Annotated in this window: 15 protein-coding genes; 2 read left to right on the forward strand and 13 right to left on the reverse strand. The window is 59.7% G+C overall.

Going from position 1 to position 14,919, the window contains the following annotated elements:
* Nucleotides 1-277: 277 nt before the first annotated feature.
* Nucleotides 278-1,999 carry a peptide ABC transporter substrate-binding protein gene (locus AC6H1L_RS08345; RefSeq protein ID WP_497601055.1) on the reverse strand — a complete coding sequence of 574 codons (1,722 nt, stop codon included), beginning with the start codon at nt 1,997-1,999 and terminating at the stop codon, nt 278-280.
* A 455-nt stretch (nt 2,000-2,454) separates the two neighbouring features.
* Between AC6H1L_RS08345 and rocF the strand changes: the two genes are divergently transcribed.
* Together rocF and AC6H1L_RS08355 are read left to right on the forward strand one after the other, a co-directional pair.
* Entirely contained in the window at nt 2,455-3,351 is an 897-nt protein-coding gene (rocF, locus tag AC6H1L_RS08350) for an arginase (RefSeq protein ID WP_497601056.1), read from the forward strand.
* A 256-nt stretch (nt 3,352-3,607) separates the two neighbouring features.
* Nucleotides 3,608-4,549 (forward strand): branched-chain amino acid transaminase, encoded by a 942-nt coding sequence (locus tag AC6H1L_RS08355; protein WP_497601057.1) that lies wholly within the window; start codon nt 3,608-3,610, stop codon nt 4,547-4,549.
* 276 nt (nt 4,550-4,825) lie between these two features.
* Here the strand turns inward: AC6H1L_RS08355 and rpsI are convergent, their stop codons facing one another.
* The 12 genes from rpsI to AC6H1L_RS08415 form a co-directional block, all read right to left on the reverse strand.
* Entirely contained in the window at nt 4,826-5,200 is a 375-nt protein-coding gene (rpsI, locus tag AC6H1L_RS08360) for a 30S ribosomal protein S9 (RefSeq protein WP_497601526.1), read from the reverse strand.
* 150 nt (nt 5,201-5,350) lie between these two features.
* Entirely contained in the window at nt 5,351-5,842 is a 492-nt protein-coding gene (gene rplM, locus AC6H1L_RS08365) for a 50S ribosomal protein L13 (RefSeq protein WP_497601058.1), read from the reverse strand.
* Between the two features lie 140 nt (nt 5,843-5,982).
* Nucleotides 5,983-6,858 (reverse strand): tRNA pseudouridine(38-40) synthase TruA, encoded by an 876-nt coding sequence (gene truA / locus AC6H1L_RS08370; protein ID WP_497601059.1) that lies wholly within the window; start codon nt 6,856-6,858, stop codon nt 5,983-5,985.
* 744 nt (nt 6,859-7,602) lie between these two features.
* Nucleotides 7,603-8,229, reverse strand: a complete 627-nt coding sequence (locus tag AC6H1L_RS08375) for a bL17 family ribosomal protein (protein ID WP_497601060.1) — start codon at nt 8,227-8,229, stop codon at nt 7,603-7,605.
* A 5-nt stretch (nt 8,230-8,234) separates the two neighbouring features.
* Nucleotides 8,235-9,224, reverse strand: a complete 990-nt coding sequence (locus AC6H1L_RS08380) for a DNA-directed RNA polymerase subunit alpha (RefSeq protein WP_322480730.1) — start codon at nt 9,222-9,224, stop codon at nt 8,235-8,237.
* 59 nt (nt 9,225-9,283) lie between these two features.
* Entirely contained in the window at nt 9,284-9,913 is a 630-nt protein-coding gene (gene rpsD / locus AC6H1L_RS08385; RefSeq protein WP_322480702.1) for a 30S ribosomal protein S4, read from the reverse strand.
* Between the two features lie 42 nt (nt 9,914-9,955).
* Entirely contained in the window at nt 9,956-10,354 is a 399-nt protein-coding gene (gene rpsK / locus AC6H1L_RS08390) for a 30S ribosomal protein S11 (protein ID WP_497601061.1), read from the reverse strand.
* Between the two features lie 301 nt (nt 10,355-10,655).
* Entirely contained in the window at nt 10,656-11,039 is a 384-nt protein-coding gene (gene rpsM / locus AC6H1L_RS08395; protein WP_322480700.1) for a 30S ribosomal protein S13, read from the reverse strand.
* Between the two features lie 544 nt (nt 11,040-11,583).
* Entirely contained in the window at nt 11,584-11,700 is a 117-nt protein-coding gene (rpmJ, locus tag AC6H1L_RS08400; protein WP_112431582.1) for a 50S ribosomal protein L36, read from the reverse strand.
* Between the two features lie 586 nt (nt 11,701-12,286).
* Nucleotides 12,287-12,508, reverse strand: a complete 222-nt coding sequence (gene infA, locus AC6H1L_RS08405) for a translation initiation factor IF-1 (protein ID WP_052890653.1) — start codon at nt 12,506-12,508, stop codon at nt 12,287-12,289.
* A gap of 836 nt (nt 12,509-13,344) precedes the next feature.
* Complete coding sequence (gene map, locus AC6H1L_RS08410; protein ID WP_297160148.1) at nt 13,345-14,094, reverse strand: type I methionyl aminopeptidase; 750 nt, start codon at nt 14,092-14,094, stop codon at nt 13,345-13,347.
* Between the two features lie 119 nt (nt 14,095-14,213).
* Complete coding sequence (locus AC6H1L_RS08415) at nt 14,214-14,885, reverse strand: adenylate kinase (protein ID WP_497601062.1); 672 nt, start codon at nt 14,883-14,885, stop codon at nt 14,214-14,216.
* Between the last annotated feature and the right edge of the window lie 34 nt (nt 14,886-14,919).

Here is a 14,919-nt window from a genome sequence, read left to right on the forward strand (position 1 = left end):
AAGGGAGCAATGACAAGAGTCTCAGAGAGTGCGCTACGGCCAGCAAGCAGGACAGCAGAGGCTTTCAGGCTCGCCAGCTCCTGACAGCCGCATAACAAAGCCCGCCGTTCCCGGCGGGCGGCATGATCGGAGGGCGCTGCACCTCGCTTGCTTTCAAGCACAATGATGAACGTGGCAGCTCTATTATACCATCGCAGCGCGGTGGCCTTCAAGGCGATGCTGGCCCTGACTGCCTCTCTCCTCAGTCAGACAGCGAGAAGCTCCCTCGTTGTTGTAACTAATGCTGAAGCAGATAGACAGCAGACCAATCGCCGAAGTAGAGGCCCAGACCATTGAGCGTCACCCCGTGAAGCCAGGCAGGGATCACTGCCGCGAGCGCCTGATGATCCAGCGGCAACCAGCCGACATCTTCGATAGCCACTCGCTCCGCCTCGTTATAGGTGCGCAAACGCGCCTCACCGCTCTCCTGCTCGGCTTGGGCCACCAGGTGATCAAATTGTGGATTGCTCCACTCGCCGTTATTATTGGGAGAGCCAGTGGTGAGGTTCAGCGTCAGCCAATCATAGGGATCGGGAAAATCGGCGGTCCACTGGATAAAGCCCATCTGCACCAGGTGCTTCGAGAGTTCGTCATTGTAGGTCGTCAGATCCATAGCGCGCAGCTTGACCTGAAGACCTAGCGCGCTCTGCCACATCTGCTGCAGGGCAGCAGCCTCGCTCTGCGAGACCTGCGATGATGGGTAGGTGAAGACGATGGGCGGGACCTTACTGCTATCGGGATAGACCGATAGCAAGAGGCTACGCGCCCTGGCCCGGTCGTAGGGCAGCCCCGTATAGTCGGCCTGGTAGCCGGGCATGCCAGGAGGGATAATCGTGTTGGCCGGCAGCACCGCATCTTTAAAGATGGCGTGGGCCAGGGTCTTCTTGTCGATCGCATAGGCGAAAGCCTGCCGCACCGCGGTCTTATCAAAGGGCGGTTTGCGCGTGTAGAAGAAGAGCAGGTCGGTCTGTAACAGCGAGCGCTGCACGAAGCCCGGCATCTGACGGGCCCGCCCAAGCTCGTCAGGAGGAATATTCCAGATAAAGCTATACTGATGGGCCTCGTAGGCTTTGAAGGCTGTCGCCGGATCGCTCACAAAGAGCATATCGACCTCACGTAGCCTCGGCTTCGGGCCGTAGTAGTGGGGATTGGGTACCAACACCATCTTGACATTGTGAAGCCAGCTCTTCACCATGAATGGCCCCGTGCCGAGCGCATTGCCCGCCGCTTGGCTCGCCCAGTTTGCTTGACCATATTTCTGAATCACGGCGGGATTTAATGGATCAAAGAGCGGGTTCGTCAGCACCTCCAGGAAGAAAGGTGTCGGACGAGTCAGGGTGATCTGGAGCGTTAAGTTATCTAGTGCGCGTACCCCGCTCAGCGTTCGCGTCTTGCCGGCAGCCACATCTGCCGCACCAGCAATAAAGCCCTCAAAGAAGGAGGCAATAGGCGATTTCACTTCTGGCAAGAGCTGGCGCGTCAGAGTAAAGACATAGGTTTGAGCAGTAACTGGGGTCCCGTCAGAAAAAGCAATACCTGGTTTGAGATGAAAGGTATAGACACGCTGATCAGACGAGATTTGCCATGTCGCCTGATCAGGGACCACACTTAGATCGGCGGTCGCACGTACCAGCCCGCTATAGATCATATTGACCGCCAGCGCCGAATTGGCATCGGGTCCCTGCGCCGGGTCCAGAGTACTGATGTCCTTTGTGCCGACGTTCGGGAAAAGTAGCACCTGCTGCCCCGCGGGCAGAGGCTGCTGAGCGGTAGTGGAGGGCGAAGAACTCCCGCCACAAGCAGCGAGGAGCAGCATGAGCCACCAGAAGGCAGCTCCCAACAGTACACCCCTGAGCCAGGGAGCGGATGATGATGACCTCCTTGTCGGCAGCCGGCTTGGAGCCGCCGCCTCTCCCTGGCGATGGCTCCCACAATGGAAAGCATGCAACCAGCGATACACGACAAGCGCCTCCTTCTCCACAACAAGGGAAGTAGCTAGAGTAGCGCGCCTTTCAGCCTTCCCCCGATCTCTTTTCCAGGTGCAGGCCGCAGGCCAGCAGGCACGGCCCACCCTGCGCTTGGGCCACAGAGGCTAGCCTGACTAAAGTATCAGGCAAGGCAAAGCAAGCGAGATAGTTTTTATTGTATAGCGCGCTCGTCTTCGGCGACAAGTCAAGGCCTAGGCCTGCAGCCGCTTGCCCACCTTGGCCATCTAACCTCACCTGTCGCCTCCTGGTCAGCTTTGTGGGCCGCCACTGACCTGATCGATCCTCTTCTCTCCAGCGAGCAAGACAATGGCTGCCTCGCGCGGCGATTTTGGGAGCAATTGGCTGATGGACAAGGCCCTGAGCCAGGGCTATAATGGAGAAAGGAATATCACACTGTTCAATGGCGAACAGGAGGGTAAGCAAACAGATGCAGATTCGTGTGATTGGCGTGCCGATGGACCTCGGGGCAGATCGACGCGGTGTGGATATCGGGGTAAGTGCTATCCGCTATGCCGGCCTTCACGAGAAACTCCGTGCGCTAGGCCACAGTGTCAAAGATATCGGCAATCTGCACGTCCCCCTCCCTGAAAACCAGCCAGCCGGTGACCCACATGTCAAGTACCTGGAGCCGATCGTCCAGGTGGCAGAAGAGCTAGCGGCAGCCGTCAATCAAGCTCTGCAGGAAGGCGATCTGCCGCTTGTTTTGGGTGGAGACCACAGCATCGCCCTTGGCTCCATCACGGGGGTTTCCAGCTTCTATGATGGCGACGTTGGCGTCATCTGGATCGACGCCCACGGCGATTTCAATACCCCGGAAACTACCCCTTCTGGCAACATTCATGGCATGGTGCTGGCCGCCCTGGCCGGTCTGGGTCATGAGCGCCTTGTCCACCTGGCTGGCCGCACCCCCAAGGTCAACCCCCAGCATATCGCCATCGTCGGTGTGCGCGATCTCGACCCCGGTGAGCGCGAATTGCTGCGCGCCAATCGCATCCACGTCTTTACGATGACCGACATTGACCGCCGCGGTATCTCTGCCATCATGGAAGAAGCTATCGAGGTGGCCGGGCACAATGGCAGACGTATCCATCTCAGCCTCGACCTGGACGCGCTCGATCCCAGCGAAGCGCCGGGGGTGGGAACGCCGGTACGCGGCGGCCTCAGCTACCGCGAGGCCCATCTTTCGATGGAGCTACTGGCCGCCTGCGGTCAACTCTGTTCAATGGACGTGGTCGAAGTCAATCCGATTCTGGACCGCGAGAACGCGACCGCCTCGCTTGCTGTCGGGCTGGTGCTCTCCGCTCTGGGCAAAACGATTCTTTAGTCTTTAGCCAACCAGCAGCCAGCCAGCTCGCCGGCTTGCTCGCAGCCTTGACCTGCTGGCTCAAGCCCGGCCCAGTTCCTTACTCAGCAGCTTTGCTAAGCGGCCAATGATACTTAGCCTCACCCAACCTGATCAGACTACCGAGGCCGAGCCAGGCTCTGCTGAGTGAGCAGGTCACAGGCAAGGCAACCACTCACAGCTTTATTCAGAGAAGGAGGGAAGGCAGAGAGCAATGGAGCTTTCTGCCAGAACAGCGATGGAAGCCCTAGAACTCTTCATGAACGGCGAATTCATTCCTGCCGAGCGCGGCGTGATCTCCGTACGCACCCACGGCTTTGCCTACGGCACTGGCTGTTTCGAGGGCATCCGTGGCTACTGGAATGCACAAGATCAGCAGCTCTATCTGTTCCGTGCTCGCGAACACTATGAGCGCCTGCTGCGCTCCTGTAAGACGCTGCAAATCAAGCTCCCCTACACCGTCGAGCAGTTGCTAGAGATCACCGTCGAGCTGGTGCGCCGCAACAACCAGCGCCAGGATATCTATATCCGTCCCGTCGCTTATAAGAGCGATCAAACGATCGGCGTGCGCCTGCATGGCATCAGCGATAGCTTTCTGATTACCGCTGAGCCGTTTGGCGACTACGTCTCCACCACAGGCCTGCGCTGCTGCGTCTCAAGCTGGCGACGCATCGATGACAATGCCATTCCTGCACGCGCTAAGGTCTGCGGCGCCTACGTCAATTCGGCTCTGGCCAAGAGTGAAGCGCTGCAAAACGGCTACGATGAGGCCATTATGCTCACTCACGATGGCCATGTCTCCGAAGGCAGCGCTGAAAATATCTTCCTGGTGCTGAATGGCGAACTGGTCACCCCCGCCCCAACCGAAAATATCCTGCTCGGGATCACCCGCGACACCGTCATGGAGCTGGCGCGTCGCGAGCTGGGGCGCGTCACACGTGAGCGCAGCATCGATCGCACCGAGCTGTACAACGCTGAGGAGATCTTCCTGTGCGGCACCGGCGCCCAAATCGCTCCCGTCGTAGAGGTGGACCATCGCCCCGTCGGCAACGGCCAGATTGGACCCATCAGTAAGGCGCTGCAAGATCTCTACTTCGAGGTCGTGCGCGGCAAGCGACCAGAATATAGGGCGCGCTGGTGTACCCCTGTCTACAGCAGCGTCCCCGCTAGCACCAGCTAAGCCAGTTCCTGCTACAGACAGAGACCGCAGCGGCTCAGGGACCACGACGCATCTCCAACAAAAAAAAACAGGCGCGGGGTCACTCAGCTTTCCCCGCTCCTGTTTTTTCCTGTGGGCGTACAGCCCGCTCCGTCACCATCTCTGGCCTTTCGCAGAACGGCAGGACAGCACTCGCCAGCTCCCCGTTCCTTGCCGCCACTTCCGCTTGTTCCCCGCCTCAGCGCCAGAACGCGGTAAGAGCAAGCGCGGCAGCCAACAGCAGAACCGGGTCGGGTTTTAACGCTTGGTGTACTGTGGCGCTTTGCGCGCACGCTTCAAACCTGGCTTCTTGCGCTCCTTCACGCGCGGATCGCGCGTCAAAAAACCAGCCTTGCGCAAGGCGCTTTTCCAATCAGGATTGATGCGCAGCAAGGCCCGTGCCAACGCATGGCGCATCGCGCCAGCCTGGCCACTCAGCCCTCCACCAAGCACCCGCACAGAGATATCGTAAGCATTGGTCAAATCAAGCAAGCGGAGCGGGGCAAGAGCAGTCGCCACCACCGATTCGCGGTTCCCAAAGTAATTGTGGAAATCGCGCCCGTTGACGATGATCCTGCCGCTTCCATTGGGATAAAGACGCACGCGCGCCACAGCTGTCTTGCGCCGTCCCATCCCATAGTAGTATTCCCCTTTAGGCAGCTCCAGTTTGGTGCTCTCAGCCAAGGTCTGTACTCCTCTCCCTTCCTTCTTCTTGCATCTCGAACAGTCCGTAAGTCAAGCGACAAGAGCAGCAGCAGCAGCACAGGCTGCTTACTTACTTACTTACTTTTCGCTAGAAGCAGGCGGCTGCTCCGAAAGATACTCTTCCAGCAGGGCCTGCGGTCCGCGCCAGGGGATAGGCTTCTGCGCCTGGTGCGGATGGGTAGGGCCAGCATAGACCTTCAGCCGCCGCATCAACTGGTTGCCCAGGCTATTATGCATCACCATACCGCGCACCGCATGAATCAAGGCGCGCTCAGGATGAGGACCCTCGAGCACCTGGCGAAGCGTTCGCAACTTCACCCCACCAGGGTACTGGGTATGGCGAAAGTAGACTTTTTTATCGAGGCGCCCGCGCGTCACGGCGATCTTATCGGCATTGATCACGATCACATAATCGCCGCAGGGCATATGCGGAGTAAACGTCGGTTTATGCTTGCCGCGCAGAATTGTCGCAATTTGCGACGCCAGCCGGCCCAATACCTGCCCCTCAGCATCAATGATATACCACTTCGGGCGCAGGTCAGCAGCCCTGGCGCTATAGGTCTTTCTCATAGGTCACATCTCCCAAAACAACGCAATCTTGCTTGCTCACTCAGACAGCATCAGATCGCAGAGCGCCGAAGCGCAAGCCCGGCCAGGCAGACAGACAGCCAGACTTGTCGCTGCCGCCTTCCCCTCCCTTGCCCCAGTCTTCAGCAAGGAGCAGACGGACCTGCGTCGGGCTGCGGCTCTGCGCCAACACCCACCAAAGCGGGCCAGACAGCGGTTGGCAGCGTCAAACGCGGCTCTGGCAGCCCCAGCTCCTTGGGATAGGAGACGCCTACCAGGCACAGCCCACGCGCCGGTACCGCCACCCCAGGATGGGAACGATCGGCCCGCTGAACAATGGCCGCGAACTCTTCCAGGCTGAGCCGTCCCTGACCGACCAACAGGAGCGTCCCCACTATACGGCGCACCATACCAGTCAGAAAGGCATTGGCCGTAAAGTCACAGAAGATGCAGGCGCCATAGCGCACACAGGACGCCGCCAGCATCGTGCGAATACAGTGGTGCGGGCCAGCCTCATCGGGATGAGAGGCATCCTCGGGACTATGCCCAAAGGCCCCGAAATCTTTGGTCCCTAGCAGATAGCGGCAGGCCTCCGCCATGAGATCGACCGCCAGCGTCTGAGAACGATGGTACGTGAAACGAGCCAGGAGGGCCGTTGGAATCGTATCATTCCAAATCGTATAACGATAAGAGCGACTAACGGCGCTGAAGCGAGCATGAAAGCGCTCAGGCACCTCACGCGCCCAGCGCACGACCACCGTTGGTGGCAGGGTAGCATTCAAGGCCCGTACCCAGACGTCGGGAGCGAGTCGCGCCGTCGTATGGAAGTTGATCACCTGGCCCGAGGCATGGACACCAGCATCCGTGCGCCCGGCACCATGCACTACAACCCGCTCACCAGCAATGCGCGCAATGGCGGTCTCCAGCACCCCCTGAACCGTGGGGCCGTGGGCGGCTGGCTGGCGCTGGAAGCCGTGATAGTCTGTGCCATCGTACTCAATGCCACAGGCGATATTCATACACTAATCTCTTGCAACCTCGGCAATCGCGTCTCATTTGCACTGGCTCGCGCTGCCTACCTCCTGCCCCTCATGCTCCTGGCCTGCCTTCCATGCGAGGGCCACCACTATCACTACGTCGCTCGGTCAGCCCCCTCAACCAGGCCGGCCGCGCCCCAAGCCAACAGAGGACGCTTCAGAATGGAGGAAGCAAGCGCTACTGAAGACCATATTAGAGACCGCTAGAGCCAGAGAGCGCGGTCCAAAGCTGCCCCCATACCTTCTTGCCTCGACCTTGCTCCTCCATACCTCCGAGGCTTATCTGCTCCTCACTCAAGAGGTTCTCTTGCCTTGCCTCCCTCCCGGTTCGCTCGCCAGCCAGCCAACCAGCCGTCGTTACGAACCAGCCAGAGCAGGCAAAAGAGGGAATCGGCGGTCTGCCCTCTACGGCGACCCTGATCCCGCCAGATTGCTTCCTCATCCGAGGTCTGGCCTCGTCTGGTCAGCACCGGGCAGCGCTCTCCGTCCCCAGTCCACCAATCAGCCAGCCGCGAGGCCTGCCGCGGAGCAAGCGCGCTTGCTCGCCGGCATATGCCGGCCTTGCCAGGCCTTGGGCGCCCCCTATCGCATCCCGCTTCATGCACCTGCCTGCTCAGGCGATCTCACTCTGTCCCCCAGCCGGCCCGCCCTATTCTGCTGCCAGCAGGCCGGAGCCGTTGGAGCAGCGAGCGGAGCCAGGCCTGACCACCAGCCGCCTCAAGTCTCTCAGACCAGGGCAATCTGAGCGATTTCAGCGGCATCCCCCTTGCGCCGCCCCAGCTTTGTGATGCGCGTATAGCCACCGGGGCGCCCCATATAGCGAGGCACCAGCTCATCAAAGAGACGGCGCACCACCAGCTCATCGGGCAGATGGCTCAAGACATAGCGTCGGGCCCGCAGCTCGATCACCAAAGCCTCATAAGCAGCCCGCAGGGCCCGCTCCGCCTCATCCTCCTTGGGAATAATGCGCAGGAGCTCCATCCGGCGCTCCTTCAGCTTATTCTCCAGGAACTTGCGGCCCTGCTCCGTCAGCGGGGGCATGCCCATAGCGGCGCGTTCCTCGTTCGTTGCCACCTCATCATGAAGCGAGAAACGGCCCCGTCGAGCGAAAGCCAGCAGCTTGGCCGCCTTTTCCTCATCGGGAACCACCTGCGCCAGATGGCGCTGAGCCGCGGCGCGGCCCTCAACAGCGGTCGCGATCAGTCGCTCGACTTCGCCGCGAATCGCGCGGGCGCGGGCCAGGGTAGTATTGATTCGATCGTAGCGGAGCAACCCAGCCATCAGACTGCGACGGACAGCGCGGCGGCGGTGCTCCGGCATTCCCAGCTTATTACCGGCAACACGATGCCTCAACTTAACTAACCCTCCCTTTCGTGATCGCCGTTCATCTCGGCCCCGACCGTGCTGGCGCGCAGATTCGTCGGCAGGAAGTTGCGCGCGATCAAACGATCACGCAACTCCTGTAAGCTCTTCTCGCCAAAGTTACGCACGCCCAGCAGATCTTCCTCATTCATCGAGAGGATCTGGCCGACCTTCGTAATATTGCTGCGCTTCAAGCAGTTATAAGCGCGCACCGAGAGGTCAAGCTCCTCAATCGGTGTATCGTAGATCTTCTGAGGAATCGGCAGACTGCTCAGCGGCGGCTTCTCCTGCTCGGTCGTCAAGGTAGTGCGATAGTTGGCGAGCTGCGAGAAGAGACGCACCAGGATATCGGCCCCCTGCCGTAGAGCCTCCTCGGGCGTGATCGTGCCGTCGGTCCAGATCTCCAGGACGACCTTCTCATAGTTCGTCATCTGGCCGACACGCGTATGCTCCACGGTGAAATTAACCTTCTCGACCGGGGAGTAGATGGCATCGACCGGGATGACGCCGATCGGCTGGTCCTCCTTAGAATCGGCGGGGACGTAGCCACGCCCGGTTTCGACAACCATCTCCATGTCGAGGCGCGCATTCTCGTTATCCAGCGTCGCAATGTAGAGATCAGGATTGACAATCTCCACCGTGCTGGGCGCCGTGATGTCCGCCGCCGTCACCACGCGCTCGCCGGAGACGTTCAGGTGCATCGTCACCGGATGATCCGAGAAGCAACGCAGGCGCAGCTTTTTGATATTGAGCACGATATCCGTCACGTCCTCCATGACGTTGGGGATATCCTGAAACTCGTGCTGCACCCCCTCGATGCGGATCGACGTCACAGCAGCGCCCGGCAGCGACGAGAGGAGCACACGCCGGAGAGCATTGCCCACCGTGACGCCGTACCCCGCCTCCAGCGGCTCGATGTCGAAGCACCCGTAATTGCCCTGGGTTTTCGTATTCCTGATGCGCGAAGGCAGAGTGATGTCTTGCAAGGTTCTAACCTGCCTTTCTTGTACTACCACCGCCTACAACAGCTTCTTCTCTTGCGAGCTTAACGAACCTGATAATACTCAACCACCATTTGCTCTTCAAAAGGCAGTTCGAGATCGGTACGCGAGGGCAACGAGAGCACACGCCCGCTCATGTTGGCGATATCCAGGCTCAGCCAGCCTGGTACTGCCTTCTGCGATAGCTGCAGGGCGCGCGTCTTGAAGTACTCCAGGCTCTTGCTGCGCTCGCGCACGGCAATCACATCCCCAGGCTTAGCCACAAACGAGGGGATATCTGTTTTGCGACCATTGACCTCAAAATGGCCATGCGAGACAAGCTGACGCGCCTGCGCCCGCGAATCGGCAAAGCCCAGGCGATAGACCAGATTGTCTAGGCGCATCTCCAGAATCTGGAGTAGGTTCTCACCCGTGCGGCCCGGACGGCGCAGTGCCTCATTGTAGTGTCGGCGGAACTGACGTTCCAGGACGCCGTAGGTGCGGCGAATCTTCTGCTTCTCGCGCAGCTGAGCTCCATAGCCTGAAAGCTTGCGCTGGCGGCTGCCGCCATGCTGTCCGGGTCGGGTGTTGCGCCGCTCCAGCGTACAATTGGTCAGGCACTTCTCGCCCTTCAGAAACAGTTTGACCCCCTCACGTCTGCACAGCTTGCAAACAGGGCCAGTATAGCGTGCCATCTTTAGCTCTTTCCTCCTCACACGTTCAATCGCACAGCGCACCTACACACGACGCCTCTTCGGCGGTCGGCAGCCATTGTGCGGAATCGGCGTGACATCTGTGATCGAAACAACATTGAGACCAGTAGCCTGCAGCGAGCGGATCGCCGTTTCGCGGCCAGAGCCAGGCCCCTTGACATAGACCTCAACCTGGCGCATGCCGTGCTCCATCGCTTTGCGAGCCGCCGCCTCGGCTGCTACCTGCGCCGCATAGGGCGTGCTCTTACGCGACCCCTTGAAGCCCTGGGAGCCGGCGCTGCTCCAGGCTATAACATTCCCATTCGGGTCGGTTATGGTGACAATCGTATTGTTAAAGGTCGCCTGTATATGTGCCTGGCCACGTGGCACCGATTTCCGTTCACGCTTGCGCGGCTTGCCCGCCTGCTTCTTCTTCTCGGCCATATTCTCTTTATCTCTACCTCCAGTGAGACGGTCTGCTTATTCTCGACAATTATCTCCAGCACTATATCCCGTAATAACGTTTACTCGCTCTGTAATTGAGCGTACGGAACAGCCCCCGCGCAGCTCTATACCTCTCCGGCCCGTTGTTCCGTTCGTCTCTCACCCGCCAAGTAGTCAAGTCAGCCGCTACTCCTGTAGGCCTTGACAGGCAAGCAAGCCAGCAGACAGACCAGGTATGGTGGCTGATAGCCAGTCAGCCAAGGCAGGAGAGGGAGAGCTGCGCCTGATACGGCCACTACTATTACTTCTTGGCCGTAGCCTTCTTCTTGCCGGCCACCGTCTTCCGCGGGCCGCGGCGAGTACGCGCATTCGTTCGTGTGCGCTGGCCACGCACTGGCAGATTGCGGCGATGGCGCAGGCCGCGATAGCAGCCGATCTCAATCAGGCGCTTGATATTCTGCTCGACCTCGCGTCGCAGATCACCCTCAACCTTGTACTCGCGATCAATGACCTCGCGAATACGGTTGATCTCATCCTCGGTCAGATCCTTCACCCGCTTCGACGGATTCACATGGGTCTTCTCCAGGATCTGCCGGCTGGTCGTAGGACCGATCCCATAGATGTAGCGCAGCGAGATCTCAACCGGTTTCTCGCGTGGGATATCAACTCCGGCAATTCTAGCCATCTTCTCCTCCAGATCAGATAGACCGGGACCGTTGGGCTGGCCTCCGCCCCGTCTTGCTGCTCCTTGTTTGAGCTTGGCCGCTCACTCCCTTATTTGCCCTTACCAGGCAACTGGTACGCTTGCGCTTTCGGCAATAGTATGGCGATAACAACAAGTCCAGTCGTGCGATGACCACTAGCCAGAGCAGCTTTAACGCTGGTCGGTCAGCATGGGATGCTCAGGCCGCAGTAGCAGGTTTAGCCTGCCCCGTCTCTGTCCTCTAACAGCGCATTGCTATTGGTCTGGTAGGCGACTGCCTGATCTCCGGCCGGCGCTCCTGCCCGCCGGGCCACAGGCAGAACCTTCGGCCTGACGCCTGCTGACAGTAGGAAACAGCATAAGCAGGACCACAGCCGCGCACAAGACAACGCTTGTCGGCGGCCTCACCTGTCAGCGCCTGGTTGCCTGGTCCCGCTGGTATCGGCAGCAAGCTCGCTCGCCAAGTCAGCTCGTACCGCTGCCAGCCACCACCGTGGTCAGCGAGCAGCTCTTTTCCTGGCGCCGCCTAGCCCTGGCGCTGCTTATGCTTGGGGTTTTTAGTACAAATCACGATTACCACGCGATTGCGGCGAATGACCTTGCAATGCTCGCAGCGTGGTTTCACCGAGGCGCGTACCTTCACGGCTCCCTCCCTCCTTCCTTGCTTGCTTTTTCTTCATTGAGCCGATTGCCCGATGTTCATGTGCTCCGTCAAAGCGATTGAAGCGAATCCAGTCAATCGAGCCAGGCGAGAGAAGCGGAACGCAGCAGCGCAGAGCCAGACTCATCCAGAGTTACCGAGGCAGGCAACCGGAGACGAAAGGGCAGGTGTCGACGAGACGCCCACACGCCAGTCAGCCCGCCGCTGGCGTGCTCCTTCCCCCGTCCGGCAGGCGGCGGCCCGTGGCAGGCGCCTGCCGCTTCCCTGATCCGGGTGCAGCAGCAACGCTGCCAGAGCGATCTGACTGAGCGTACGACATGGGAGCGAGGAGCAGGGGCCACTATCCTTCGGGCCAGGTCACGCTATGCAGTTCACAGCGCCCCGGCCAGCGATAAGCGGTACAGTCTGCTCTCTGTCTGCGCTCTGCTGACACTCACACTAAAACTACTTTTATTAGAATAAGCAGCTTACTCGCCTTGCCGTAGCATAGGAAGCGGCGAAACAACAGGGCCAACCTGTCTTGTCTTGTCTGCCTCTGCGGCTGCGGCGATTCAGGGAGCCGCTTCAATCAGGGCTTGACGCGCCAGGTGATGCGGCCCCGCGTCAGGTCATAGGGCGAGAGCACCACCTTGACCCGATCGCCGGGGACGATACGCACAAAATTCATGCGGATACGTCCCGACAACGTGGCCAGAACCTGATGGTTCTCGTCGATCTTGACCCTGAACATTGCATTTGGGAGGGCTTCGGTCACTTCGCCCTCCACCTCGATCTCATCCTTTTTTGGCATAGCACCCTTTCGTCGTCACCTGTTGCAGTGGCTCACCGAAGCGTTTCCAACAGCAGGTTATGCGCAAACGATCTACGCTCCTCACTCACCACCTCACCCTGCCGCCGTTTTCCTTCCTTCCTCCCTCCTCCCCTTTCCCGCTTCCTGCTGGCGTTGGCTGGCTAGCTGGCTGACCGGCGGATAAGGATTCCTCATACGAGGCTGCCAGATCCATCAACCTACCGCCCCGGCTACGGACCTGCCCCGTTCGTTCGAGCAAGGAGACGGGTGGCCCGCTCCTGTACTACGCCACGTATGAGGAAACAAGGCGAGTTCGCTCTCTATGAGAAGGTCGTTTGTCCCTACGACTTGTGTGCTTTTCCAGAGTGGCAAAAAGCAGCAGGGAAGACTGCTGCGACCAACTGCGAATTATAGCACAAACCTCTGAGAAAGTCGAGGGGCAGACCCTCTTTCTACCAGAGTGAGAGGTCAACCTGTGCCTTTTTCCGCGGCTGAGCGAGCAAGCGTTATCTTTACGAGGCGGTTGACGCCGCCGCGCCGCGGGGCTGCGGCTGATCGCCCCGGTCAAGCTACAGGATTCAGCCAGCATCAGAAGGCTGACAGGGCCAGCAGCATGAGCTTTGTCGGAGCAGGTGCCTGTCTGTCTGGCAGCGCAGCGACCACCCGCGATACTGCCTCTCGCGCCGTCTTCCCTGTCGCCCAACCCGCTCAGAGCCTGCACAGTCGCTCTGTTCTGCCTGAGCCTGGCCACGCCACACCACGCCAGCGGCCCCGTCCTCTTCTCCGGCTCCCCTGATCTTTTTGTTCGCTATTTTTGCCCGCTTACCTTGTCCTCGTCAAAGGGTCAGGATCTCGGCATCGCCCTCAGTGATCGCCACCGTATGTTCGAAATGCGCGGAATAGCTATGGTCCGCTGTCACCACAGTCCAGCGATCAGCCAAGACGCGCGTCTCCTTGCCGCCCATGTTCACCATCGGCTCGATTGCCAGCACCATCCCGGGCCGCAGGACTGGATTGGGCAGCCCAGGCTCCACATAGTTCAGGACCTGTGGATCTTCGTGCATACTGCGGCCAATGCCGTGGCCTCCATACTGGCGTACCAGCGAGAAGCCAGCGCTTTCCACAAACTGCTGAATAGCGCGACTGATATCCAGCAAGCGGTTACCAGCCCGAGCCGCCGCGATCCCGCGATAGAGGGCATCTTCAGTTACCTTCAGCAGGCGCTTTAGCTCGGGACTAATCTCGCCGACGCCGACCGTGATGGCTGCATCGGCATGCCATCCCTGGTAATTCGCGGCGAAGTCGATACTAATAATATCGCCTTCCTGGAGTACGCGCTTGCCCGGGATACCATGCACCACCTCATCGTTAACGGATGTGCAGAGGTGACCGGGATAGCCGTGGTAGCCGAGCGAGCTGGATTTTGCCCCATAGCGCTGCAATGCTTCCGCCGCCAGGCGATCCAGGTCGCCGGTGGTGATCCCTGGACGAACGGCGCTACGGAGCTCGGCCAGAATGGCGGCCACAATGCGACCCGTCTCGCGTATCCGCTCGCGCTCTTCCTTTGATTTTAGGATAATCGCCACTATCAACTCTCCTCATGGGTGGCCGGGCTGGAAGCTGGGCTGGCTGGGCCAGCGCGCCCCAGCCAAGGCCAGGGCTGCCAGCCCTTGTCTTCGTGAACCCATCAGCGTTCTCTCCTCAATCAGGCCGACCCATGCAGATCTTGGTCATAGCGTTTGATGGTCGAGAGCAACTCCTGATGAACGTCCTCGATGCTCTGATTACCATTGACCTTTACCAGCTTCCCCTGAGCCGCGTAGTAGTCGAGGAGGCGGATGGTCTCCTTAAAGAAGATGTCCAGGCGCCGTTCGACTGCCTCGCCAACATCATCGGAGCGCTGGTAGAGTTCGCTTCCATCGATATCGCAGACACCCGGAACCTTGGGTGGCTTGCTATAGATGTTGTAGACATGCTGGCAGGCGCGGCAGATGTAGCGACCTGACAGCCGCCGCACTAATTCCTCACGTGGCACCTCCAGATAAACGGCCAGATCGACCTGCCTCTGAACGGCTTGCAGCCCTTTATCCAGAGCCTCCGCCTGGGGAATGGTTCGCGGGAAGCCATCTAGCAAGACCCCCCTGGCACAATCGGGACGGGCCAGCCTACCCAGGATCATGGCAATCGTCAGCTCATCAGGGACCAGCTCGCCACGGTCCAGATAGTCTTTGGCTTTGAGGCCCAGCTCAGTGCCTTCAGCGACTTCCTTACGAAACAGATCTCCGCTGGCTACATGCGGAATCCCAAGTTCCTGAGAGAGCGCTTCCGCCTGGGTCCCTTTGCCCGACCCTTGAGCGCCAATGAGAATGATCAGCACCGTTTCTCCTCCGATGGAAGCGGACGAGGCGCAA

Source organism: Thermogemmatispora argillosa (genome assembly GCF_059696725.1).

Bases quoted from the DNA above. Each gene is read 5' to 3' on its own strand.
- rocF (WP_497601056.1), top strand. From the start codon at position 2,455: ATGCAGATTCGTGTGATTGGCGTGCCGATGGACCTCGGGGCAGATCGA.
- AC6H1L_RS08355 (WP_497601057.1), top strand. From the start codon at position 3,608: ATGGAAGCCCTAGAACTCTTCATGAACGGCGAATTCATTCCTGCCGAG.
- rpsI (WP_497601526.1), bottom strand. From the start codon at position 5,200: ATGGGACGGCGCAAGACAGCTGTGGCGCGCGTGCGTCTTTATCCCAAT.
- rplM (WP_497601058.1), bottom strand. From the start codon at position 5,842: ATGAGAAAGACCTATAGCGCCAGGGCTGCTGACCTGCGCCCGAAGTGG.
- truA (WP_497601059.1), bottom strand. From the start codon at position 6,858: ATGAATATCGCCTGTGGCATTGAGTACGATGGCACAGACTATCACGGC.
- rpsD (WP_322480702.1), bottom strand. From the start codon at position 9,913: ATGGCACGCTATACTGGCCCTGTTTGCAAGCTGTGCAGACGTGAGGGG.
- rpsK (WP_497601061.1), bottom strand. From the start codon at position 10,354: ATGGCCGAGAAGAAGAAGCAGGCGGGCAAGCCGCGCAAGCGTGAACGG.
- rpsM (WP_322480700.1), bottom strand. From the start codon at position 11,039: ATGGCTAGAATTGCCGGAGTTGATATCCCACGCGAGAAACCGGTTGAG.
- infA (WP_052890653.1), bottom strand. From the start codon at position 12,508: ATGCCAAAAAAGGATGAGATCGAGGTGGAGGGCGAAGTGACCGAAGCC.